22 protein-coding genes and 1 pseudogene are annotated in these 22,794 nt (G+C 58.8%); 11 read left to right on the top strand and 12 right to left on the bottom strand.

Annotated features, from left to right (window positions below; genetic code table 11):
• Window positions 1-29: 29 nt before the first annotated feature.
• Complete coding sequence (locus AC3YUO_RS09770) at window positions 30-1,463, bottom strand: YjiH family protein (RefSeq protein ID WP_489962847.1); 1,434 nt, start codon at window positions 1,461-1,463, stop codon at window positions 30-32.
• A 63-nt stretch (window positions 1,464-1,526) separates the two neighbouring features.
• Window positions 1,527-2,666 carry an acyl-CoA dehydrogenase gene (locus AC3YUO_RS09765; protein ID WP_489962846.1) on the bottom strand — a complete coding sequence of 380 codons (1,140 nt, stop codon included), beginning with the start codon at window positions 2,664-2,666 and terminating at the stop codon, window positions 1,527-1,529.
• Between the two features lie 599 nt (window positions 2,667-3,265).
• Between AC3YUO_RS09765 and AC3YUO_RS09760 the strand changes: the two genes are divergently transcribed.
• The 8 genes and pseudogenes from AC3YUO_RS09760 to AC3YUO_RS09725 all read left to right on the top strand — a co-directional run bounded on the left by AC3YUO_RS09760 (window position 3,266) and on the right by AC3YUO_RS09725 (window position 10,348).
• Window positions 3,266-4,108 carry a DUF8171 family membrane protein gene (locus AC3YUO_RS09760; protein WP_489962845.1) on the top strand — a complete coding sequence of 281 codons (843 nt, stop codon included), beginning with the start codon at window positions 3,266-3,268 and terminating at the stop codon, window positions 4,106-4,108.
• Between the two features lies 1 nt (window position 4,109).
• A complete protein-coding gene (locus tag AC3YUO_RS09755) occupies window positions 4,110-5,804 on the top strand; it encodes an ABC transporter ATP-binding protein (RefSeq protein ID WP_489962844.1) in 1,695 nt (564 codons plus the stop codon).
• Window positions 5,805-5,807: 3 nt separating this feature from the next.
• Window positions 5,808-6,644, top strand: a complete 837-nt coding sequence (locus tag AC3YUO_RS09750; protein ID WP_489962843.1) for an energy-coupling factor transporter transmembrane component T family protein — start codon at window positions 5,808-5,810, stop codon at window positions 6,642-6,644.
• Window positions 6,645-6,659: 15 nt separating this feature from the next.
• Window positions 6,660-7,457 (top strand): PHP domain-containing protein, encoded by a 798-nt coding sequence (locus tag AC3YUO_RS09745; RefSeq protein WP_489962842.1) that lies wholly within the window; start codon window positions 6,660-6,662, stop codon window positions 7,455-7,457.
• Complete coding sequence (locus AC3YUO_RS09740; protein ID WP_489962841.1) at window positions 7,454-8,287, top strand: inositol monophosphatase family protein; 834 nt, start codon at window positions 7,454-7,456, stop codon at window positions 8,285-8,287. The genes AC3YUO_RS09745 and AC3YUO_RS09740 overlap by 4 nt, the downstream gene beginning before the upstream one ends.
• Complete coding sequence (locus tag AC3YUO_RS09735) at window positions 8,251-9,075, top strand: MurR/RpiR family transcriptional regulator (RefSeq protein ID WP_489962840.1); 825 nt, start codon at window positions 8,251-8,253, stop codon at window positions 9,073-9,075. Before AC3YUO_RS09740 ends, AC3YUO_RS09735 begins: the two co-directional genes overlap by 37 nt.
• Window positions 9,076-9,176: 101 nt before the next feature.
• Window positions 9,177-9,374, top strand: a pseudogene (locus AC3YUO_RS09730) (YkvA family protein); the annotation flags it as partial.
• Window positions 9,375-9,532: 158 nt separating this feature from the next.
• Window positions 9,533-10,348, top strand: a complete 816-nt coding sequence (locus tag AC3YUO_RS09725) for an HAD-IIA family hydrolase (RefSeq protein WP_489962839.1) — start codon at window positions 9,533-9,535, stop codon at window positions 10,346-10,348.
• A gap of 95 nt (window positions 10,349-10,443) precedes the next feature.
• Here AC3YUO_RS09725 and bioA read toward each other — a convergent pair whose 3' ends face one another.
• The 9 genes from bioA to AC3YUO_RS09680 all read right to left on the bottom strand — a co-directional run bounded on the left by bioA (window position 10,444) and on the right by AC3YUO_RS09680 (window position 19,258).
• The gene (gene bioA, locus AC3YUO_RS09720; protein WP_489962838.1) at window positions 10,444-11,646 is read right to left on the bottom strand and encodes an adenosylmethionine--8-amino-7-oxononanoate transaminase; all 1,203 of its coding nucleotides are present in this window, start codon (window positions 11,644-11,646) and stop codon (window positions 10,444-10,446) included.
• Complete coding sequence (gene bioD, locus AC3YUO_RS09715) at window positions 11,627-12,343, bottom strand: dethiobiotin synthase (protein WP_489962837.1); 717 nt, start codon at window positions 12,341-12,343, stop codon at window positions 11,627-11,629. The genes bioA and bioD overlap by 20 nt, the downstream gene beginning before the upstream one ends.
• Window positions 12,336-13,304 (bottom strand): biotin synthase BioB, encoded by a 969-nt coding sequence (gene bioB / locus AC3YUO_RS09710; RefSeq protein ID WP_489962836.1) that lies wholly within the window; start codon window positions 13,302-13,304, stop codon window positions 12,336-12,338. The genes bioD and bioB overlap by 8 nt, the downstream gene beginning before the upstream one ends.
• A gap of 7 nt (window positions 13,305-13,311) precedes the next feature.
• Window positions 13,312-13,866, bottom strand: coding sequence for a biotin transporter BioY (locus tag AC3YUO_RS09705; protein ID WP_489962925.1), 555 nt, complete (start codon window positions 13,864-13,866; stop codon window positions 13,312-13,314).
• 274 nt (window positions 13,867-14,140) lie between these two features.
• Complete coding sequence (locus tag AC3YUO_RS09700) at window positions 14,141-15,049, bottom strand: dihydrodipicolinate synthase family protein (RefSeq protein ID WP_489962835.1); 909 nt, start codon at window positions 15,047-15,049, stop codon at window positions 14,141-14,143.
• A 14-nt stretch (window positions 15,050-15,063) separates the two neighbouring features.
• Window positions 15,064-16,179 (bottom strand): mandelate racemase/muconate lactonizing enzyme family protein, encoded by a 1,116-nt coding sequence (locus AC3YUO_RS09695; RefSeq protein ID WP_489962834.1) that lies wholly within the window; start codon window positions 16,177-16,179, stop codon window positions 15,064-15,066.
• Window positions 16,180-16,200: 21 nt separating this feature from the next.
• A complete protein-coding gene (locus AC3YUO_RS09690) occupies window positions 16,201-17,478 on the bottom strand; it encodes a TRAP transporter large permease (RefSeq protein WP_489962833.1) in 1,278 nt (425 codons plus the stop codon).
• A gap of 12 nt (window positions 17,479-17,490) precedes the next feature.
• Window positions 17,491-18,105: a TRAP transporter small permease gene (locus tag AC3YUO_RS09685; RefSeq protein ID WP_489962832.1), complete on the bottom strand. Its 615-nt coding sequence runs from the start codon at window positions 18,103-18,105 to the stop codon at window positions 17,491-17,493.
• Between the two features lie 76 nt (window positions 18,106-18,181).
• A complete protein-coding gene (locus AC3YUO_RS09680; RefSeq protein ID WP_489962831.1) occupies window positions 18,182-19,258 on the bottom strand; it encodes a TRAP transporter substrate-binding protein in 1,077 nt (358 codons plus the stop codon).
• 310 nt (window positions 19,259-19,568) lie between these two features.
• Here AC3YUO_RS09680 and AC3YUO_RS09675 point away from each other — a divergent pair, with 310 nt between their 5' ends.
• The 3 genes from AC3YUO_RS09675 to AC3YUO_RS09665 all read left to right on the top strand — a co-directional run bounded on the left by AC3YUO_RS09675 (window position 19,569) and on the right by AC3YUO_RS09665 (window position 22,073).
• The gene (locus AC3YUO_RS09675; RefSeq protein ID WP_489962830.1) at window positions 19,569-20,279 is read left to right on the top strand and encodes a FadR/GntR family transcriptional regulator; all 711 of its coding nucleotides are present in this window, start codon (window positions 19,569-19,571) and stop codon (window positions 20,277-20,279) included.
• 159 nt (window positions 20,280-20,438) lie between these two features.
• Window positions 20,439-21,272, top strand: coding sequence for an SDR family oxidoreductase (locus AC3YUO_RS09670; protein WP_489962829.1), 834 nt, complete (start codon window positions 20,439-20,441; stop codon window positions 21,270-21,272).
• 69 nt (window positions 21,273-21,341) lie between these two features.
• Entirely contained in the window at window positions 21,342-22,073 is a 732-nt protein-coding gene (locus AC3YUO_RS09665; RefSeq protein WP_489962828.1) for an SDR family NAD(P)-dependent oxidoreductase, read from the top strand.
• A 339-nt stretch (window positions 22,074-22,412) separates the two neighbouring features.
• On the opposite strand, the gene AC3YUO_RS09660 is transcribed toward AC3YUO_RS09665, so the two are convergent.
• The coding region (locus AC3YUO_RS09660; RefSeq protein WP_489962827.1) for an aromatic amino acid lyase at window positions 22,413-22,794 on the bottom strand (382 nt) is incomplete at its 5' end.

Here is a 22,794-nt window from a genome sequence, read left to right as displayed (position 1 = left end):
TACCTCCAAACCATGGATTTTTCGTGGGTCTAATAGAACAGATGGGCAAAGACGGCCACGATGGGGATGGCGATGAGGGTCCGGATGAGGAAAATGAGAACCAGTTCCCAGAACTTCAGGCCCAGATCCGACTGCATCATGGCGTTGGCGCTCTCCGTAAAGAAGATGATCTGAACGGTGGAGAGCACGATGACGAAGAAAATGCTGATGGGTGCAATGTTCTGCCCCGCAATGGTCATAACCGGCAGAGCAATCTCCGCGATTCCCACCAGGGTGGCCGGGGCGATGGCAGCGGCGTCGGGCAGCTGGCACAGCTCCAGATAGGGAATCATGGGGATGCCGATCCAGTCAAAGAACGGCGTGTAGGTGCTGATCATCAGGGCGATGGTGGCCAAGGCCTCCACAAAGGTGACGATCTTGACCGCGAAGGACAAGACGCTGGGAATGGATGTAACCAGCACGGAATAGGGGGCGCTGGAGGCCTTGGTGGTGGCGGCGGTCACGGCCTTTCTCAGGGTGTCCCGGGAGTAGCGCTGGGACTTCCGCATGGCATCCGTCTGCATGGTGCCGTTGGCGTAGCGGTCCTTTTTCCGGGACAGCGGCGGGATGCGGATGACGATGGCGGCCAGAATGAACACCACAATCAGGGAGGTGATGACCACGTTCCCGTACATGTAAGGGGTATCGGTGATGGACACCAGCAGCGCGAAGAAGCCCAGGGACACGACGCTGAAGTTGGTGGCCACGCAGCAGGCCTCTTTTTCCGTGTAGACGTTCTCGTTGTAGAGCCGGTTGGTCATGAACACGCCCACCGCAGGGGCCGCCACGAAGGCGGACACCGCGGTCACCGCCGACTGCCCCGGCAGCTTGAAGGCCTTGCGCATGATGGGCTCCATCAGGGTGCCGATGAACTCCAGAATGCCGAACTCGATGAGGAAGGTCACCAGCCAGCCGGCGATGGTAACGGTCATCAGGGTGGATCCGGCCAGGCTGATTGCCTCACCGCCCACATCCGGGTTGAGCACCTGGGCGGGGCCAACCTGGAAGATAACCATAACGGAAAAGATCAGGGACAGATAATACAGGATGCCGGTACCCCAGCCGTCCTTCTTGTGGAACTCAGCCAGGGGGCCATCCTTCTGGAAGCGGGATAAGGTAAAGGTAACGCTCAGTACTGCGCAGACGATTAAGACCAGCCAGTTCATGATCTGCTCGCCCAGCATTGCCTTGACTGCGTCAATGATCAGTACCATTGGAACGCCGGACGACTGACCGATCTCCATAGGAATAAAGAACGCCCATACGCCGATGGCGGACAAAATGATAAACTTCAGCAGATTGTTCCGGGTCAGGCTGCTGTTGTCGATGGCGGTTCCTACGCTCTTGTTCAATTCCTCCTCCAGGCTGCCCTGGCTCATGCTTTCCGCAGCCTCCAGAGGGGGATCCATTCGTGTGTCTGTCACTTAGCTGCCTCCTTTCCAACCGGGCCGTAGCCCTCGCTTTCCTTCTTACACCCGGAGGGCTGCTTACTTCAGCAGAGACCGGGAAATGACCATCTTCTGCACCTCGCTGGTGCCCTCGTAGATCTGGGTGATCTTGGCGTCGCGCATCATGCGCTCCACGGGGTACTCACGGGTGTAGCCGTAGCCGCCCAGCAGCTGGACACAGTCGGTGGTGACCCGCATGGCGGTCTCGGCGGCAAAGAGCTTGGCGTGGGCGGACTCCACCGAGTAGGGCAGGTGGTTGTCCTTGGCCCAGGCGGCCCGGTAGACCAGCAGGCGGGCGGCCTCGATCTGGTTGGCCAGGTTGGCAATCACGAACTGGGTGTTCTGGAAGGCCGACAGGGGCTTGCCGAACTGCTCACGCATCTTCACGTAGGCGACAGCCTCGTTCAGCGCGCCCTGGGCGATGCCCAGAGCCTGGGCCGCGATGCCGATGCGTCCGCCGTCCAGGGTGTGCATGGCGATCTTGAAGCCTTCGCCCTCCTTGCCCAGCAGGTTCTCGGCGGGAACGATGCAGTCCTCAAAGACCAGGCTGGCGGTGGCAGAGCCGCGGATGCCCATCTTCTTCTCGTGCTTGCCGATGGAGAAGCCCTCGAACCCGTCCTCCACGATGAAGGCGGAGATGCCGTGGTTGCCCTTCTCCTTGTCGGTCATGGCCATGACGATGTAGGTGCTGGCCTCGCCGGCGTTGGTGATGAAGCACTTGGAGCCGTTGAGCACGTAGTGGTCGCCCTTCTTCACCGCCGTGGTCTTCTGACGGGAGGCGTCGGTGCCGGCGTTGGGCTCGGTGAGACCGAAGGCGCCCAGGCACTCGCCGCTGGCCAGGGGAACCAGGTACTTCTGCTTCTGCTCCTCGGTGCCCCAGTCATAAATGGGGGCGGAGCCCAGAGAGGTGTGGGCGGACAGGGTCACGCCGGTGGAGGCACACACCTTGGACAGCTCTTCCACGGCAATAACGTAGGAGAGGTAGTCGCCCTCTTCTCCGCCGTACTCCTCGGGCCAGGGAATGCCCAGCATGCCGTTGTCGGCCATCTTCTGTACGCTCTCCTTGGGGAAGCGCTCGTTTTCGTCAATCTCTTCCGCCAGGGGCTTGATTTCCTTTTCCGCAAACTCGCGATACATCTTCTGTATCATCTTGTATTCATCGTTGAAACCGAAATCCATAAATCCGTGCCATCCTTTCCAGTGGAATGATTGTTTGATGTGCGGCCGTCTCTCGACCGGCCTTGTGGGTGCATTATGGATGGGCAACGTATCATAATCGTCAAATCCCTCCGCCGCACAATCGCCTTCCGTCCGACGCTGTCCCCCGTTTCCCCACCCCGCGACACATCCCGCCAAATCCTTCCTTTCCTTATATAGAAAGGCAGTTTCCAGAAAGAGTGCTGTGGTACTGCGCTGCGTCAAATTTTCATCTATGTAATTTGTTAAATGGCTGCATTTGTTCATACTGCACAATTTTTGACCCCGTTTTTCTATTTTCAGTGCCAGCTCGCACGATTTTTGTGGGGCGGAGCGTCAACCAGGGCCGCTCCGCCCCCCTTCCGTCTCCCGCAAACCCAGACGCCGTCCCGGGAAATGCCCGCCGCGCCCGGCCCGGAGCCCCCCCGCCCGGAGAGGCCCGGCTGCACGCATTCGTTTCCTGTCAGCGCACAATGAAAGTTTATTTACATTTTACGGCCGTGTGCACGACGTCTTTACATTCCTCTGCTACACTATGGCCATGCGGAAAAGCCGCATCACAAAATGGGAGGAATATCCATATGAGTACCGTACAAAAAACCGCTGCCACGCAGTCGCAAAAGCTGATGATCTTTGTGCTGACCATGTCCCTGTACGGACTGGCCACGCTGTTTACCGAGCTGATTCCCAAGTTCCAGGTGGGACTTGTGGAGTTCTCCGTGGAGTATTTCCTGTTCATCCCCCTGACGCTGTCCATGCTCTTCGACCCCCTGTCCGCCGCTCTGGGCGCCGCCACCGGCGAGCTGGTGTTCAGCGAGATTATGCTGGGCCAGTTCGGCGGCCTGGGTGAGCTGGAGAAGTTCCTCACCGTCACCATCGGCGTTTACCTCGCCGGCCGGCTGGTGCGCGACCCCAAGAACCGCGCCATGGTGGGCGTGGCCGCCATCACCGGCACCGCCGCCCAGCTGCTCATGGGCACCATCGTGGACATCGCCAAGGTCCAGTTTGCCGTGGAGGACTTCGAGGCGGTGGCCGGCCTTCCCGAGAGCGTCTTTGCCACCGAGGGCTTTGCCTTCCTCAACGACCTGCTCTTCTCCGGCATCTTCTTCTGCCTGCTGCCCACCCTGTACCTGGTTCCCAAGCTGTACGGCAAGATTGAGCCCCTGCTGGGCATGGCCCCCCGCACCGCCAACAGCACCACCGCCGGTCTGAGCCCCAAGGCTATCCTGGTCTGCGTCATCGGCTTTGTCTGCGCCATCGCCGCCGAGCTGGCCGCCACCGCCGGCATGTCCCTCATCGACTGGGAGGCCGAGTGGGCCGAGAGCGGCACCGCCCTGGCCGCCGGTATGGTTGTGGCCGCCGCCCTGGCTGTCATCGTCCTGCTGGTGATGAAGAAGAACGGCGAAGGGAAAACGGCCTGCTGATATGAACGCCATTGAAATTGACGGCCTGACCTACTCCTATCCGGGCGCCCCTCAGCCCACCCTGTCTGACATTTCCCTCCGGATTGAAAAAGGGGACTTCCTCGCAGTCGTTGGCAACAACGGCTGCGGGAAGTCCACGTTGTGCAAGGTCCTCAACGGCCTCATTCCCCACTTCATTACGGGGGAGTTTCAGGGCCAGGTCCGGGTGGAGGGGCTGAACACCCTGGACAGCGACGTGGGTACCCTGGCCCAAAAGGTGGGCTATGTCTACCAGGATTTTGAAAACCAGATTGTCCGCCCCACCGTGCTGGACGACGCCTCTTACGCCTGCCTCAACTACGCCTTCCCCGACTATCTGGAGCGGGGAAAACGGGCGCTGAGCCAATGCGGGCTGGAGGGCCGGGAGGAGGAGTACATCTGGCAGCTGTCCGGCGGCCAGACCCACCTGCTGGCCCTGGCGGGTGCGGTATCCCTCAGCCCCGACGTGCTCATTCTGGATGAGCCCATCGCCCAGCTGGACCCCATGCACGCCGACCGGATCTACGAGGTGCTGCGGGAGCTCAACCAGAAGCACGGCAAGACCATCCTCGTCATCGAGCACCACACCGAGTACATTGCCGACTACTGCCGCCACGTCCTGCTGATGAAGGACGGGCAGGTGCAGTGGCTGCTGCCCACCGGGGAGGCCCTCCAGCGCGTGGAGGAGCTGGAGGAATGCAACATCTTCCCGCCCCAGGTGACCCAGGCGGCCTACCGGCTGCAAAAGGAGGGGAAGCTCCCCTCCGGCGCGCCCCTTCCCACCACGGTGGAGGAGGGCCGGACCGCCTTCTCCGCCCTGCGCTGCCGCCCCGGAGCGGCCCCGGCCCCCGCCGCCCGCCCCGCTGGGCAGCGGGCGGTCTCCTTCCAGGACGTCTCCCTCTCCTACCGCTCGGTGAAGGGGGAACCCCGCACCATCTTTGACGGACTGAATCTGGACATCCGGAAGGGCGAAAAGGTGGCCCTCATCGGCTCCAACGGGGCGGGCAAGTCCACTCTTATGAAGCTGATGGTGGGGCTGCTGCGGCCCCAGAGCGGGACGGTCTCCCTCTTCGATGAGCCCATCGGGGCCAAAAAGGCGGAGGACCTGTCCCGGCAGATCTCCCTGGTCTATCAGAACCCGGAGGAGATGTTCATCAAGGACTCCATCCGCGCCGACATCGCCTACGCCATGCAGGTGCGGGGTCTGCCCGACTGGCAGGCGCGCACCGATGCCCTGCTGGAGCGCTTCCGGCTCACGGAGCTTCAGGACCGGGACGGCCGCCTCATGTCGGGGGGCCAGATGCGCCGGGCCAGTCTGGCCATCGGCGTGGCTCTGGAGCCGGGCATCCTGCTGCTGGATGAGCCCACGGCCAACCTGGACATCGCCACCCGCCGGGAGATTATGGGCGTGCTGGAGGACATGAAGGACATCATTCAAACCGCCGTCATCGCCACCCACGACATGCAGCTGGTGTGCCAGTGGGCGGAGCGTATCATTGTACTGCGGGGCGGCCGGGTGGTGGCCGACGGAACCCGGGATGAAATCTTCGCCCGGCAGGATCTGGTGGACCTGGTGGGCATCCGCCCGCCGGAGATCTTCTCCATGGCCCGGGCGCTGGACCCCCAGGCCCTCTGCTACACCGTCGAGGAATTTACCAACTGCTTTCAGGAGGCATAAGTGATGGAACGCATGATGAACAAGCTGTCAGAGAGCGTCCTGGACAAATTTTCCATGGACTTTCTCCGCAGCCAGGTGCTGAAAAACGCCTACGGCAACGACGACACGGTGATCGCCGCCCTGGACCCCCGCATTCTCATCGCCTGGTACCTGTTTTTCGGCGTGGTGCCCTGGTTTGTCAACGACCTGTCCTTCCTGCTGGGCTGCTTCCTGCTGGTGATGGTCACCACCCTGCTGGCCCATGTGGCGGGGCTGGTGCTCTTCCTCTTCGCCCTGGGGGTGTTCTCCCAGACGGGCTACCTCTTTCTGGCCACCCTGCTCTTCGGCGGAGACGCCTCGGCCATCGCCCCCCTGCTGGTGCTCACCCTGAAGGTGGCCACCATCTCCCTGGCCTCGGTCACCGTCTTTTCCGGTCTGGACCCGGACCGGCTCAGCAACGGCCTTATGTGGTACGGCTGCCCCGAGCGTCTGAGCTTCTCCATCTCCTACGCCTACCGCATGCTCCCCATGCTCATGGAGGAGTTCCAGAACGTCCTCCTCTCCTACCGCCTGCGGGGCAATCCCCCCGCCCACGACACCCCGTGGGGCAAGGTGCGCTACCTCATCTATCAGGTGAAAACCATCATGGAGTCCTTCTACCCCCTGATGCTCAACACCGCCAAGCGCTCCCGCACCACGGTGGAGGCCCTGGAGCTGCGGGGCTACCGCTACGCCGCCGTCAACAAAACCGTAAAAAAAATAAAGCTCTCCACCCTGAAAGTGTCGTATAATGATTTATTATTCCTGGCACTCTCCGCCCTGTGGGTGGCCCTGTGTATTCTCTGCTCCACTCTGCTCTGAAAGAAGGTTTTTCCCTTGCGACTTGATTTTCACACCCACGGAAAGCTGGCCAAAAAGCTGCCCTTTTCCACCGCCTATACCGACTGGCTCTTTGACGAGGCCCGCCGGGCCGGGCTGGACGCCCTGTGCCTCACCGAGCACTTCAACACCCTGCAATTCGACGACCTGTACGGCTACCTGTCCTCGGTGAGCCGCCGGAGGGAGGACGTGCTGGAGCTGCCCAACGGGCTGCGCATCTTTCCGGGCATGGAGACCGACGTGGCCGAGGGCGGCCACATCCTGTCCATCGGCCCCCTGGAGGCCATTCTGGAGCTGAACCACCGGCTGGAGCCCCACAAGGAAAAGGGGAACTTTCTCCCCTTCGCCCAGCTCATGGACCTGTTTGAAGCGTACCCGGTGCTGGTGGGCTGCGGCCACCCCTACCGCGCCCCGGGCCACGTGCCTGAGCTGCCCCAGGAGCAGCTGGAGCGGCTCCAGTTCCTGGATTTAAACGGAAAGGACCTGGCCCTGGACCGCGCCCGCACGGAGGAACTGACCTACGCCCTGGGCCGGCAGCTCCACATCCCCGTGGTCTCCGGCAGCGACACCCACCAGGCGGTGCAGTACGGCTGCGTCACCACCGTATTTCAGAGGGATGTCCGCTCCGTCTCCGCCCTGAAGGCCGAGATGGACGCCGGGCGGTATGAGATTCAGCTCTCCGACACCGCCGCGGCCCAGGTGCGCACCGCCTGCCTGCTCAAGCGCTCTCTGAAGGAGATTCACGCCCTGGGCGGCGACTATGTCTCCATTCTCACCAAGGAGGCCATTGCATGAGGATTCTCACCGACGCCCTGGCCGGGCAGGTGGTGGAGGCCGTCCGTCAGGCCGGCGCTCTGCTGACCAATCCCTCCGCCGTCCAGACCGTGGTACCCAAAAGCCGGACGGACTTCGTCACCAATGTGGATCTCACCGTGCAGAATACCCTCCGGGGTCAGCTGGAACAGCTGGCCCCGGCTGTGCAGTTTCTGGGGGAGGAGGGAGAAAAAACCGCCATCGACCCCCGCCGTCCCTTCTGGATTCTGGACCCCGTGGACGGCACCACCAATCTGATCCACCACTTCGGGCACAGCGCGGTGTCTCTGGCGCTGGCGGAAGGCGGGCAGGTCTGCTTCGGCGTTGTTTACCAGCCCTATACCGGGGAATGCTTTACCGCCCGCCGGGGGACGGGGGCCTTTTTAAACGGCCGCCCCATCCGGGTGAGTGAAGCGGCCCGGCTGGCGGACAGCCTTATATCCACCGGAACCGTGCCGGGCCGGCGGGATCTGGCCGACCGGGCCTTTTGTCAGATGCGGGCCCTCTATGACCGCTGCCAGGACATCCGCCGGGCCGGCTGTGCCTCCCTGGATCTCTGCTGGGTGGCCTGCGGCCGTCTGGAGGGGTACGTGGAGCTGGCCCTTCAGCCCTGGGACTACGCCGCCGGTCTGCTGCTGGTGGAGGAGGCGGGCGGCCGGGTCACCACCCCCGACGGCGCGCCCCTCTCCCTTCTGGAGGGCAGCGGCGTGCTGGCCTCCAATGGACAGCTTCACCCCGCCCTCATGGACGCACTGAATGAACAGGAGAGATACCAATGGAACTGTGCCTTGCTGTCTCACCCGGGGAACTGACCCGGGCGGAGCAGAAAATTCTGGACTACATCAACACCAACACCGACGCCTTCCTCTTCTCCTCCATCGGCCAGCTGTCCCAGCGGCTGGGCCTCTCGGACGCCACCGTCTCCCGGTTTGCCCGCCACGCGGGCTGCGCCGACTTCAAGGGGCTGAAAAACCTGGTGGTGAAGCAGGCCGCCGGGCCTGCCGCCAAGATGGCGGGCACCCTGTCCCAGGACGGCGTCTTTTCCCCCGCCGCCTGGCTGGAGCGGCAGCAGCTCTACCTGCAAAAAACCGCCCAGCAGCTGGATCAGGCAGAATTCGACCGGGGCGTGGAGGCCCTTATCTCCGCCCGGCGCATCTTTCTCCACGGCAAAAACGCCTCCGCCTCCCTGGCCCGGATGCTGGCCTTCCGGCTGGGCCGGCTGGGGCTCTCCGTCTCCCTGCTGCCCTCCGGCGGCTCGGAGCTGCTGGAGGGCCTGCTCCAGGTGGGAGAACCGGATCTGGTGGTCATGTTCAGCTTTTCCAAGCTGTCCCGGGAGGGCCGGGTCATTCTGGACCACCGCAAAACAGCGGGCTACCGGACGCTGGCCTTCGTCAGCCGCACCTGCATCCCGCCGGAGGAGCAGGCGGACATCAGTCTCTTTGCCTACCGCGGTGAGGAGAAGGAGTACCACTCCATGGCCGCCCCCACCGCCCTGCTGGACGTGCTCACCGTGGCGGTCACCGGACGGCTGGGACAGCGGGGAACCGACAGTCTGGAGCGGCTCCACCAGCTGAAAACCAGCTACTTTCCCCTGGGATAAACACCGGGGCAAAGCCGAACACACCGCATAGGAGGGAATCGGATATGAAGCTTCGGGACCGGGCCAAACAGCTGACAGGCAACCTGCCCGTCCTTCGCGCCGCGCTGCGTGACCCCGAAACACCGCCCATTGCCAAGCTGTGCGCCAGCATCACCGTCGCTTACGCCCTGTCGCCCATTGATCTCATCCCCGACTTCATCCCCCTTGTGGGGTATCTGGACGATGTGATTCTGCTGCCCGCCCTGATTGCGCTGACCATCCGTCTCATCCCCCGCCCGGTCTGGGAGCGCAGCCGGGCGCTCTGCCACCGGGAGCATCCAAAGGATCCTCCGGAAACGCCATAGCGCCCTTCCCCTGTTTACAACCCGCCCGCCGGTTGCTATACTGGAGGCATCCGCAGCCTCCGGGGCCATGGGCGCCTCCGGACGGCAGAAGCTGAATGCGAATAGGAGGATATATGGAACACACGCTTGATTTCAATCAAAAACGCGGGTTCATCTGCGATATGGACGGTGTCATCTATCATGGCAACCGCATCCTGCCCGGTGTGCCGGAATTTATCCAGTGGCTGCACGACGAGAACAAGGAATACCTCTTTCTGACCAACAACAGCGGCTACACCCCTAAGGAGCTGCAGCAGAAACTTGCTCGCATGGGACTGGACGTCTCGGAGGAGCACTTCTACACCAGCGCCCTGGCCACCGCCGCCTTCCTGAAGGAGCAGGCCCCCGGCTGCTCCGCCTTCGTGATCGGTGAGGCCGGCCTCTTCAACGCCCTCTACGACGCGGGCATTACCATGAACGACGTCAACCCCGATTACGTGGTGGTGGGCGAGGGCCGCGCCTACTCCCTGGACACCCTCACCAAGGCCACAAATCTGGTCCTGAAGGGGGCCAAGCTGATCGGCGCCAACTCCGACGTCTCCGGTCCCATCGAAAACGGGATTGCCCCCGCCTGCCGGGCCCTGGTGGCCCCCATCGAGATGGCCACCGGCATGCAGGCCTACTTCTGCGGAAAGCCCAACCCCCTGATGATGCGCACCGGCCTGCGGATGCTGAACTGCCACTCCGCGGACGCGGTCATGGTGGGTGACCGGATGGACACAGACGTCATCTCCGGTTTGGAGAGCGGCATGTCCACCGTTCTGGTGCTCTCCGGCGTGTCCACACCGGAGACGCTGAAGACCTACGCCTACCGCCCCACCGCGGTGCTCAGCGGCGTGGGGGAAATCGTGATGCAGGCCCGCGCCGCCCAGACCGGCCGGCCAGTTTGAACGAGCCGCATTATCTTTCATTTGCAGACAACTAAAATCCCGGAGCCGTTGGCTCCGGGATTTTTTATGCTTTTGGTTCGCTCCGCAGAGCGGCATCACCCTCTGCGAAACCACTCCTTCATGGTGCTCAGCACCCGCACCAATTCCTCCTCCCGGATGACATAGGGCACCATGGCGTACATGTAATTCAGGAAGGGTCGGCTGAAGACGCCCCGCTCGTAGGCAAACTGCTGGTAGCCCCGCAGGGTGTCCGGCTGGTACACCTCCACGCACACGCAGGCCCCCATAATCCGGATTTCCTTGATGCGCGGGTCGGAAAAGCCCTCCATCTCCCGGCGGGTAATTGCCTCAATGTTTCGGATCTTTCCCATATAGTCCTGCTCCTCAAAGAGCTCAATGGACTTCAGCGCAACGCTGCAGGCCAGCGCGTTGCCCATGAACGTGGGGCCGTGCATCAGGGCGTGGGCGGGGTTGTCGTCATAAAAGCCCTCGTAGACCTTCCGGTTGGCCACGGTAACCGCGTGGCCGATGTACCCGCCCGTCAGTGCCTTGCCCAGCACCAGGATGTCGGGCTGAACCAGGTCGGCCACAAAGCGGTTTCCCGTCCGGCCGAATCCGGTGGCCACCTCGTCAAAGATGAGCAGCACGCCGTACTGGTCGCACAGCTCCCTGGCCCGCTCCAGAAAGGAGCGGTCGTACATGCGCATGCCCCCCGCCCCCTGCAGAAGGGGCTCCACCAAAAGGCAGTTCAGACGGCTGTGATGCTGGGCAAAGGCCTGCTCCAGCGCCTCCACCTGGGTGGGGATGTGCACCACCCGGGGACTTTTCCCGTAGGCCCGCAGGACAAAGTGGTAGTCCTCGTCGTCCCCCACCTCCATGGTCTTGAAAGTATCCCCGTGGTAGGCGTGCTCCAGCGCCAGCACCACGGTGCGCTCCGTTTCTCCCCGGTTCACATAATATTGCAGTGCCATCTTCAGGGCCACTTCCACCGCCACGCTGCCCGAATCGGAGAAAAAGCAGTAGTCCAGGTCGCCCGGCAGCCACTGCTGCAGCTTGTCCGACAGCTTCTGCACCGGCTCGTGGGTCAGTCCGCCCAGCATGACATGGGCAAATTTCCCCAGTTGGCGCTCAATGGCCTCGTTGAGCTGGGGGTGCTTATAGCCGTGGATCACGCTCCACCAGGAGGAGACGCTGTCAATCAGCGCCTGGTCCTCCGTGTAGAGATAGACACCCTTCGCGTCCCGGATGGCATAGGGGGGCTTCATCCCCTTCATCTGTTCATAGGGATACCAAATCATGTCCGCTCCTTCTCTCGTCGTACAGGGCTTCCAGCACGTCAACCGGGAGGTCCAGCTCCCGGTCCCCCTTCTTCACGCAGGCCAGCACCTTCTGTCCCGTCAGCGCCTCGCACATCCGCCGGTTATCCTCGTGGAGGGGATTGCCCGGCTCAAACCGATTGAACAGGAGCCCCTTCACCGGAATATGCCGGGCCTTCATATACTCCACCGTCAGCACCACCGCGTTGATGGTGCCCAATCCCGCGTCGGCCACAATCAGGCAGCCCAGGTTTCCCGCCTTGATTACGTCCTCCAGCTGTATGCTCTGTCCGTCAAAGCGGAGAGGGCACAGGATGCCCCCGGAGCCCTCCACCGTGACATAGTCATACCTGGCCTGCACGTCCCGCAGGCCCTCCAGCACCCGCTCCAGCTCCACCGGATTGCCCTCCAGCTTGGCCGCCAGGTGGGGAGATACCGCCGTCTCGTACACATAGGGGCACATCTCCTCCAGCGGCTGCTCAATCCCGGACATCTCCTTGACCCGGAGGGCGTCTCCGGGAATCAGGCTCCCGTCCGCCCGGCGGTCGTTGCCGCTCATGGCTACCTTATAGTAGGCCGCGCGCCTGCCGTTCTCCCGCAATTTTTTCAGCATCAGCCCGGTCACAAAGGTCTTGCCCACATCAGTTCCCGTGCCCGTCACAAACAAGCTTTTACTCATCCTCCAGCACCGCCTCATACCCCAGCTCGTCCAGCAGCGCCAGGTCCGTCTCAGTGGTAATGCCCGCCGTGGTCAGCATGTCCCCGGAAATGGCCGCATTGGCGCCGGACAAAAAGCAGCTTCTGCCCTTGTCGGGCAGCAGCCCTCTCCCACCCGCCAGGCGGATAAAGGCATGGGGCAGCAGGAAGCGGTAGACCGCCACAATCCGCCGCATCTCCTCCTGGCTCAGGCGGCGGTTGCCCTCCATGGGTGTTCCGGGAATGGGGTTGAGCAGATTGACGGGCACACTCCGGATTCCCAGCTCCCGCAGGCTGATGGCCATATCAATCCGGTCCTCCGGGGTCTCCCCCAGCCCCATAATGCCGCCGCTGCACACCGAGAGGCCTGCCGCTTGGGCCGCGCGAATGGCCCGCACCTTGTCCTCAAAGGTATGGGTCGTACAGACCTGGGGAAAGTAGCGGCGGGATGCCTCCAGGTTATTGTGCACCCGGTCCACACCCGCCTCCTTCAGCTTACGGAATTGGGTCTCGTCCAGAAGCCCGAAGGACACGCAGACTGAAATGCCCACCTCGTCCTTGATCCGCCGGACCACCTCACACATCTGGTCCACTTCCCCATCCGGCAGAGCCTTTCCGGAGGTCACAATGGAAAAGCGCAGAACGCCCTGCTGGTGGTTGAGCCTGGCCTGCTCCACAATCTCCTCCGCCGGGAGCAGGGGATACTGGGCCGCTTCGGTGTGGTTGTGGGCCGACTGGGCACAGAATTTGCAGTTTTCCGAGCAGCATCCGCTCTTTCCGTTGATGATGGTGCAGAGGTCAAACCGGCTGCCGCAGAACTGTCGGCGAATCCGGTCGGCAGCTGCGCACAGCTCCTCCAGGGGCTGCTCATACAGGTACAGCGCCTCCTCCCGGGTGATCACTCCCCCGTTCAAAACCTTGTCCGTACACGTGGTTACGTTCATTCTGTCCTCACATCCTGTCCTTGTTTAAAACGGGAATGAGCCGCTTGCCCAGCAGCGCCCCCAGAATACAAAGCACAATATCCCCGGGAACCGCCAGCAGGAAGCAGTAAAGAAACAGCGGCCACAGGCCGATGGGATTCCCAAGATAGAAGTTGCTCATCAGGTAGTAATAGACCATGCCGAAGAGGTAGACGATTCCCAGACCCGCGAAATTCGCCGCCAGCAGGCGCCCATAGCCCGGGGCCGTCACCCGGTTGGCAATCACCCCCGTCACATAGGACGCCGCCGCAAAGCCAATGAGGTAGCCAAAGCTGGGCTTCAGCACATAGGAAAGTCCCCCGCCCTCCGCAAAGATCGGCAGTCCCAGAAGTCCCATCACAAGGTAGACGCACACCGATGTGGCCCCCAGCTTTCCGCCCAGGAGAAGTCCCGCCATCATGGTAAACAACAGCTGCAGCGTGAAGGGAACCACCGGTATGGGAATTCGGAGAAAGGCCCCCACTGCAATCAGCGCAGCAAAAAGGGCACAGAGAATGAGGGATTTTGTTTGACCTGTCTTCATCATTTGTACTCCTGTCTCAAAACCATTGCTGAATTTTCTTGGACACTCTGCCCTGCTTGCACGCCCCTCCCCCATCCCCGCCTCAAGTTTTTCTCAGCATACCATATATCCAAGAAATTGTAAACCTATATTTTTATTATGGTTTACAATTATCCGTTCCTTGGTCCTTTCCCAGGAAATACACCACTGTGACAAGTAAAAAAAGCCGCTGCAGATGGGACATTCTGCAGCGACTTTTCCTTATTTCTATAATAAGTCGGCACCAACGCCGTCTTTATCCATACTCCTGATGATAAAGGCGAATATAGTCTGCAATGGTGGCCTTTTCCGTTTCCCCAACGGGGTTATAGGGCCGTGTGAAGCTACGGTTCATAATGCCCATCTGTGCCAGCGCTTCCTTCCTCCAAATGTTGGGGCTCATCCAGCTGTCACTGAAAGCATTCAGCCGGTTCATGCTGTCCACCTGGTCGCAGCAGTGTTTGCACAAATCCCAATCCTGACGCTTTGCTGCCTCCCAGGCACGGGCAAGGACCTTAGGGAACGGGTTGGCCAGAGAGGGCACCAGGCCGCTTGCACCGCGGGACAGGCCGTAGTAGTTGAGCCGCTCGTCTCCCACAAAAATCTTGAGATCCTTGCCGTAGCGCTCCTGCAGTCTGTCAATCATTTCCGGCTTTCCGCTGGTGTCCTTGATGGCGTAGAGGTTTTCGATTTTACACACTGCATCCAGAGCCTGCTCGGAAATGCTGCAGCCGATGGCGGCAGGAATATTATAGAGCAGCACAGGGAGCTTGGTGGCAGCCGTCACATCGGTAATGAAGTCGATCTGCTCCTTCACGCTGGTCATGGGAAAATAGTAAGGCAGCGTGGTGACCACCGCGTCGGCACCGTTTTCTTCTGCCGCCCGGATGTTTTCAATCACCATTCTGGTTCCGCAGTCGCTTACGCCCGCAATCACCGGAACCCGGCCAGCGGCCTTCCGGACAATACAGGCCAGAATCTGTGCCCGCTCCTCCCGGGGAAACCGCGCAAACTCACCGGTTGTCCCGTTGGCAAAAATAGCATTCACGCCGCCGTCAATTACATAGTCGGTCAGCGCCTCCAGCTCAGAAAAGCAGGGTGTCTCCTGGGGCGTAATGGGCGTCAGCAGGGGAACAATAATCCCTTCAATGGAACAATTCTGCATGTAATCCGCCCCCATTAGTCGCGTCCATATTCCCGGATGTAGTCCCAGTTCAGCTCGATGCCGAGGCCGGGCTTCTCAGGAATGGTAAGGATACCGTTAACCGGCTTGGGCGCGTTCAGATACACATTATCCACCACTTCGTCAAACATGAACAGGTGCTCCAGATAGGCGCCGTTGGGGGCAGCCGCCACCAGATGCATGTGCATGTGCTCCATGCCGTGGGGTGCGAACACCTTATTCCAGGCCTGGGACATGGCCATGATGCGCAGCATCTCCGTGTATCCACCCACACGGGTTACGTCGCACTGAAGCACGTCCACCGCATGATGAATCAGCAGATCCCGAACGCCGTAGCGGGTGTACTCGTGCTCACCGGTAGCCAGAGGAATATCGGTCCCCCGCTTGAACTCTTCCAGGCCGGGAATGTCATCGGCAAAGACGGGCTCCTCGAAGAATTCGATGTTATACTCCCGGATTTGGTTGGCAAACTGAATGGCTGTGGCCGAGTGCCACACGTTGTTGGCGTCCAGCATGAAGCCGATGTCGGGACCGATGGCCTCCCGCACAGCCTTGACACGCTTGACGTCCTCGGCAGGGTTCTTGCCGCCGTCCACGCCCACCTTCAGTTTGATCTTCTGATAGCCCAGAGACACCATGCGCTTGGCCTCGGCCACCAGCTCCTCGGTGGAATAGCTGGTCCAGCCGCCGGAGCCGTACACCGGCACCTGAGGATTGTTTCCGCCCAGCAGGCGGTACAGAGGCATGCCCAGCGCCTTGCCCTTGATATCCCACAAGGCAATGTCCACCGCGCTGTACGCGCAGAAGGCCAGGCCCTTTCGGCCCACTCCACGCATGTAGTGGAACATTTCCTCGTAAAGCGCCTCCGTCTCAAAGGGATTGCGGCCAATGAGCTTGGGGGCTACGGCGTACTTGATAAATTCCCGAATGGCCTCACCGCCCACCTCATGGTAAGTAACGCCGATGCCGTGGATCCCCTGGTTTGTCTGGACATCCACCACCACAAAGCCAATGGTCTCCACCTTGCGGGTGGAATCGGCAAAATTTCCCTTGATCTGTGTCTCGCACAGCTTGACATCCACTTGTGTAATTTTCAGCGACTGCACGTTCATCAATCTCCTGACGTTATAATTTTAATCTACAATGCTGGGAAGGAAGGTCGTAAACCAGGGGCACCAGGTAATTAGGCACAAAATCAAAAGGCCTACTATCACAAAGGGCATAATCTTGCGGTAAAGCTCAGTCAGCTTCACCTCCGCCACATTGGCCGTCACAAACAGAGTCATGCCAACCGGCGGGGTAATGAGGCCTACCGTCAGGTTGAAGCAGCACAGGACACCAAAATGAACGGGGTCAATGCCAAACTCCATGGCCACAGGCAGGAGAATGGGAACCATCATCAGCAGAGCGGGGCTCTGGTCCAGCACACATCCCAGTACCAGCAGGACAACATTGGTCAGCAGCAGGAACATGGCGGGAGAGTGGACATACTCCAGACAAATATTCAGGATATTCTGCGGAATTCGCAGTACCGTGATGGCGTAGCTCATGGCGGTGGCGATAGAGATAATAAACATGACGTTGGCCGTGGCCTTACCGGCGCTGATGCAGCACTCCTTCAGGCTCTTCCAGCTGATCTGTCGCTTGGCCGCCGCCACAATGAGAGCATAAAATACCGCAATGGCGCTTGCCTCGGTGGCGGTAAAGATGCCGCCGATAATGCCGCCCAGAATAATAGCAGGCATGCCCAAAGCGGGCAGAGAATGCCACAGGGCATTGGCAATTTCCTTGGGAGTGGCTCTGTGCTTGTTATAGGGATGGTTGCAGCGGATGGCAATAAAGTAGCACAGCAGGATTTCTGCCAGGCCCAGAATAACACCCGGAATAATTCCACCCATAAACATATCAGACACCGAGACATTGGCCGCACAGACCGCGTAAATGATCATGATGTTGCTGGGCGGGATAATGGGGCCAATAATGGCACTGGCAGCGGTAACCGATGCTGCATAGCCCCGGTCATAGCCAGCCTTCTCCATAATCTCAATCTCGATGCGGCCCAGGCCGGTGGCGTCCGCCGTGGCAGAACCGGAGATACCGGCAAAAAACATGCTGGCCAGCACGTTCACGTGGGCCAGGCCGCCCCGAATATGGCCCACCAGTGTGTCGCAGAACTTGACGATGCTCATGGTCAGTCCGCACCGGCTCATAATCTCCGAGGCCAGAATGAACAGCGGAATACAGAGATAGGTAAAGTTATAAATGCCAGAGAACATTTTTTGAGGCAGAATCACCAGCGCGCCCTCGCCGATGGTAAAGGCAGCAATGGTAAGAAAGCCCATGGAAAATCCAATCGGCACTCCCAGGATGATAACGGCCAGGAAGATGCCTAACAGAGCCAAAGCAAACATTCCGGTCCCTCCTTACTTCGTGATATCATCCTGCAGGTCCTGCAGAAACGACTGCTCCTCCGCCGTCAGTTCCTGGGTCTCCTCCACCACCGGAGGCCGGCCCGCAAAGGGCTCCAGATCGCCGCAGAGGACGCCCAAGAACTCGGTCAGCACTTCGTAGGCAATAAACAGGCAGCCGACAAAGGGTGCGGAATAGAGGGACCAGCCGGGCAGATGCAGACTGGTAGAGGTCCAATCACTGACCGCCTGGATGGCCTGCCAACCGTACTTGAATCCCACAAACAGGAAAAATACGATGACAACCCGCGTCACGCAATACAGGAGAAACTTGTTCACACCCTTCAGGCGGTCGTAAATAAAGTTTACAGAGGCCATGGAATTTTCCTTGTAGCAGATTCCGATGGCAAAATAGGTAATCCAAACAATGGCATCCTGAGCATACTCCGTGGTCCAGGTCATGCTGAACTTTAACTCAAAGTATTTGACCAGGATAAAGCGGTTAATTACCTGCAAAAACAGGTCGGCCGCGCAACTCAGCACCAAAAGTGCCACAATCAATTCCAACAGCTTCTGGGCCAGATTGGAAAAGCGGTTCATGGCGCGATAGGTTTTCTGTATCGCTGACACGGGAATAAAACCTCCTTCTTGGCTGGGGAAGAACGGGGGCCGCTCTGCAGAGAGAGCGGCCCCACAGATTTCCAGGTTACTTTACTGCCTCGATGGCGGCCAGAAGACCATCCACGGCCTCAGCACCGACCTGCTCCTTCAGGAACTCCACGCAGGGATCCCGCATGGCGTCGTGCCAGGCTTCCAGCTCCTCATCCGTAGGAGTATATACGGTCATGCCCAGCTCTTCCAGCTTTGCAACACCGTTCTCGTTCAGAGTCTTGCAGACCTCAGCGGCCTCGCCCACCACCGTGTTGGCAGCGTCAGTGACCACCTTCTGCAGATCCTCAGGCAGGCTCTGGAAGAAGCTCTCACTGATGTCGAAGGTCACCACAGAGGCAATGTGCTTGTCCATAACCAGATAATCCTGAACCTCATAGGTCTTGTCGTTGAGAATGTTCACAGGGGGATTCTCCTGGCCGTCCACAGTGCCGTTCTGCAGGGCGGTATACATCTCGCTGCCGGCCATGGGAACGGGGTTGGCACCCATGGCGGAGACCATCTTCTCACAGATCTCACTCTGCATCACGCGGAAGGTCAGACCCTTGGCGCTGTCCACAGTGGTCAGCGGAGTGTTGGCGGTAAAGCAGCGCATGCCGTTGCAGAAGGCAGACAGAACACGGACGCCGTTCTCCTCAGCCAGCGTGTTGAAGAACTCCTGGCCCCACTCACCGCTCAGGACAGCGTCGCACTCCTCCTCATTGGCAAACAGAGCGGGAGCACTGAGCATCATGGTCTCCGGAGCAATGTTATTCATGATGCTGATGTTCAGGCAGGCCATCTCCAGAGAGCCGTTCAGCAGACCGGTCAGACACTCGTCGGCGCTGCCCAGCTGGTCAGAGCCGTAAATCTCCACCTGAATGCGGCCCTCACTGTTGGCCTCCACTTCCTCTTCAAAGCGCTCGGCCCAGGTGACCTCGGCGCTCTCCTCCCGGGACACGTCGCCCTGGGACATGGCAATTTTAATGGTATAGGTCTCGCCCTGCTGGGAGGCGTCGCCGGAGGAATTGCTGCCGGAGGTGCCGCTTTGCGAGGACGTGCTGGAGTTGTTGCCGCAGGCAGTCAGAGACAGTGCCAGAGCAACGGCAGAAGCCAATGCGATCCACTTTTTCATGTTTGTACCCTCCATTTAAATTTGTGAAATAAATTGTAGGACAATTCTCAAGGCAAATATAGCATATAATATTTGTTTTTGTTTGTAAATGTGTATTACATACGAAATTGCTTTATTTATTTTATGCTATTTAACCAATTCCCTTATCATAATTGTATGATAATATTAGATATGCTCTTATTATTGCCCTGGGAACTCACTTTATCTGGGAAACGTTGACAGGTATTTTCTTCTGCTGTAAACTTATAGTTAAGAATTTAGTGATTTTTCCATGGTATTCATACGAATATTTAGTGGAGGGTATCATTTTATGCAGACAAAAGCAAAGGTTACCGTCGTACAGCAAACAGAAGAGCGGCTGAAGACCTACTTATTTTCCGGAAAGGTCCAGCCTGGCGACAGACTCCCCTCCGAAAAGGATCTGTGCGCTGCAATGGGTGTAGGCCGTGGAAGTCTGCGGGAAGCACTGCGGCTTCTGGCCGCCACTGGCTATGTGACGCTGGAAACAAACCGTGGTGCCTTTGTCCTGCGTACCGAAGAACTGTCTGAAGAGGACAACGTGGGAGCCTGGTTCTCCAACCATGAGGTGGAAATGAACGACTACCTGGAAGTACGTGCGGTGTGCGAGCCCCTGGCTGCCAAACTGGCTATTATCCGCTGCAGTGATGAGGATATCCAGCGGCTCCACCAGATTCATGAACGGTTTGAACAGGCGGTACAGGAAAATAACCGCCAGGAAATTACCGTGCAGGAAGGAAATTTCCACGATGAAATTATTCAGCTGTCCGGCAACGAGCTCCTAATCAATATTTTTAAGCTGCTTCGTAAACAGGTAATTGACTTCCGGTACCGAAGCCTCTGGCTTCCTAATGCCCCTCAGAATGCCGTCATTCCCCACGCCAGGATCCTGCGCGCCTTTGATCTGCGTGACCCGGAATTTGGGGAAAGCTGTATGCGGGATCACGTATCCCTGGCCGCAAACCACATGAAGACCACTCTGACTGAACGCCAGTCTACCTGACCTCCCTGGTGAAATAACACAAAAAACATTTTTTATTTTAGTAAAATCGTGAATGGATTTCCCGTTGTGGCAGAAGTAAGATAATTTCATATAAATTGTAGGACAATCATGACATCTTCGAAATTATCATCATACTATTCAGACGGGAGCTGAGTTATTTTGGAAGATAAGCTGTTCAGCGTTCAGGATAAAATTTGCATCGTCACCGGAGGTTTGGGCCAGATCGGCGCCGAATTTGCCAAGGAGCTGTATTCCCGCGGCGCTAAAGTGGCCATCTGGGGCAGAACTCTGCGTGAGGAGCGCATGAAAGAACTCTTTGGGCCTCAGGCCATGACGGAGCCCAATCTCAAGTTCTATTCGGTGGACATTACCAAGAAAGAGACCATGAATGCCGCCTTGGACGAGATGGAGCGGGTGTGGGGCGCTGCGCCGGACGTTCTTATTAACAACGCAGGATTGGACACACAGCCTTCTGCACCCCCGGAGGTTTCCGGCCCCTTTGAGAACTTCCCGGAAGAAGTCTTCCGCGAGGTTGTAGACACCAATTTGGTGGGTACTTTCCTGGCGTGTCAGGCCGTGGGCGCAAGAATGGTCCAGGCCGGCAAAGGCGGTTCCATTATCAATATGGGTTCCATCTATGGAATGGTCTCCCCTGTCCAGGACATTTATGCCTATAAAAAAGAACTGACTGGCGTGCCCTTTATCAAGCCGGTTGCCTACTCGGCCGCCAAGTCCGGAATCTATAACCTGACCCGCTATCTGGCCACCTATTGGGGAAAAAGCGGCATCCGCGTCAATACGCTGACTCCCTCCGGTGTCTGGCGCGCGGACCAGGACCAGTACTTCCAGGCTAATTACTGCGCCAGAATCCCCATCGGCCGGATGGCTCAGGCCAATGAATACAACGGTGCCATGGTCTTTTTGGCATCGGACGCCTCCAAATACATGACCGGATCCAACTTAATTGTGGATGGCGGTTGGACTGCGTGGTAACGCCTTATCCCCCACGGCCAATTAAAACCGATATGTGGACTTGGTAAATAGGAAATGAACATGGACTGTTTGTTAAAGGATAAAGTTGCCCTGATTACGGGCGCATCCCGAGGTATCGGAAAAAGCATTGCGCTCAAATTCGCCAGTCAAGGAGCCTGTGTCATTTTAGTGAGCCGCCAAATGGCAGCTCTGGAACAAACCGCAGCAGAAATTCGGAAGGCCGGTGGGACGGCTCTCTGTCTCCCTGCGGATGTAACTCAGGATGACCAGGTCCAACAGATGGTGGATACTGCTCTGGAACGCTTCCGCCACATTGATATTTTGGTAAATAATGCGGGAATCAGCAAAGAAATGCCTCTGCTGGAAATGCCGGTTGCTGTCTTTGATGAAATTATGACCGCCAATATGCGCAGCGTTATGTTGGTGACAAAAGCCGTGCTGCCTCACATGGTGGAGCGGGCCCAGGGAAATATCATCAACATTGGAAGCGGCGCCGCATTGCGTGGTCTTCCCGGCAGCGCTGCTTATTCCGCCAGCAAAGCAGCTGTAGTCTGTTTTTCTCAGGCCCTGGGCGATGAACTGCGCAGGACAACTCCCCAGATTCGGGTAAATGTCATCTGTCCCGGTCCCGTGGATACAGAACTTTTTCAGCAATCGGAGCGAAGAGAATTTCTTCTTCAGTCCGGCGGAGATATTTTCAGTCCCGAAACAGTGGCTGACGGAGCACTTTTCCTGGCCAGCGAACTGAGCAAGGGCGTGAACAGCCAAGTTTTGGTTCTCCGCGGTTTTAACCGTTGGTAAGCAGAATCGTTCCACGCTGATTTACGGCTTGCTCAACGTTTCTGCACCAGTGCCGTTTCAAGACACTTCTGATCATAAATGCGAAGTTATCTAGAAGATTGTCTCGGCATTGTCCCTGTGCTACCGGCTACTATATCAAGGAATTCCGACATATATATCTCCCATTCTAGCCTAACCGCAACCTTGGCCCCCGCCGCCCTAAATTGGGTGTCGGGGGCCTGTTGATATGGACAACATGAGTGATGCGCAGCGTTCCCATTAACAAATAGACGGAATAGGAAAAGGACTGCCGTCAGCTATCCTAAACTGCGGCAGTCCTTTTAATTCGTAAAAAGCTGGTTACAGTTCGCCCACAGCGGCCTCCACCGCGTTGAGCAGGTCGTCGGACTCAATGAGACCAATCGTGGCCTTGGACTGGTCACCCATGTAGATGTCTTCCTTCTGGAACTCGATGAGCTCGGTCACCTTCTCATAGGCGATGGAGGTACCCTTGCCCAGCTTGAACTGGCCCAGCTTCTCCTGAGTAATGAAGATGCCGCGGGAGGCCAGCAGCAGCTCGATGCCCAGAATCTTCTCCAGGTTCTTAATCACCTGCGCACACTTCCGTGCGGCCCAGGGAGCCATGGACACGTGGTCCTCCTGATTGGCCTTAGTGGGAATGTTGTCGCACACAGAGGGGAAGGCCAGGGTCTTGTTCTCGGACGCCAGGGCGGCAGTAGCG

It is taken from the genome of Pseudoflavonifractor sp. HNCC25GI2, from assembly GCF_058136395.1.
This window is presented reverse-complemented; position numbering and strand designations above follow the sequence as displayed.

Coding starts and splice junctions, on each gene's coding strand:
- AC3YUO_RS09765 (WP_489962846.1), bottom strand. CDS start 2,666: ATGGATTTCGGTTTCAACGATGAATACAAGATGATACAGAAGATGTAT.
- AC3YUO_RS09760 (WP_489962845.1), top strand. CDS start 3,266: ATGAGTACCGTACAAAAAACCGCTGCCACGCAGTCGCAAAAGCTGATG.
- AC3YUO_RS09755 (WP_489962844.1), top strand. CDS start 4,110: ATGAACGCCATTGAAATTGACGGCCTGACCTACTCCTATCCGGGCGCC.
- AC3YUO_RS09750 (WP_489962843.1), top strand. CDS start 5,808: ATGGAACGCATGATGAACAAGCTGTCAGAGAGCGTCCTGGACAAATTT.
- AC3YUO_RS09740 (WP_489962841.1), top strand. CDS start 7,454: ATGAGGATTCTCACCGACGCCCTGGCCGGGCAGGTGGTGGAGGCCGTC.
- AC3YUO_RS09735 (WP_489962840.1), top strand. CDS start 8,251: ATGGAACTGTGCCTTGCTGTCTCACCCGGGGAACTGACCCGGGCGGAG.
- AC3YUO_RS09725 (WP_489962839.1), top strand. CDS start 9,533: ATGGAACACACGCTTGATTTCAATCAAAAACGCGGGTTCATCTGCGAT.
- bioA (WP_489962838.1), bottom strand. CDS start 11,646: ATGATTTGGTATCCCTATGAACAGATGAAGGGGATGAAGCCCCCCTAT.
- bioD (WP_489962837.1), bottom strand. CDS start 12,343: ATGAGTAAAAGCTTGTTTGTGACGGGCACGGGAACTGATGTGGGCAAG.
- bioB (WP_489962836.1), bottom strand. CDS start 13,304: ATGAACGTAACCACGTGTACGGACAAGGTTTTGAACGGGGGAGTGATC.
- AC3YUO_RS09705 (WP_489962925.1), bottom strand. CDS start 13,866: ATGAAGACAGGTCAAACAAAATCCCTCATTCTCTGTGCCCTTTTTGCT.
- AC3YUO_RS09700 (WP_489962835.1), bottom strand. CDS start 15,049: ATGCAGAATTGTTCCATTGAAGGGATTATTGTTCCCCTGCTGACGCCC.
- AC3YUO_RS09695 (WP_489962834.1), bottom strand. CDS start 16,179: ATGAACGTGCAGTCGCTGAAAATTACACAAGTGGATGTCAAGCTGTGC.
- AC3YUO_RS09690 (WP_489962833.1), bottom strand. CDS start 17,478: ATGTTTGCTTTGGCTCTGTTAGGCATCTTCCTGGCCGTTATCATCCTG.
- AC3YUO_RS09680 (WP_489962831.1), bottom strand. CDS start 19,258: ATGAAAAAGTGGATCGCATTGGCTTCTGCCGTTGCTCTGGCACTGTCT.
- AC3YUO_RS09675 (WP_489962830.1), top strand. CDS start 19,569: ATGCAGACAAAAGCAAAGGTTACCGTCGTACAGCAAACAGAAGAGCGG.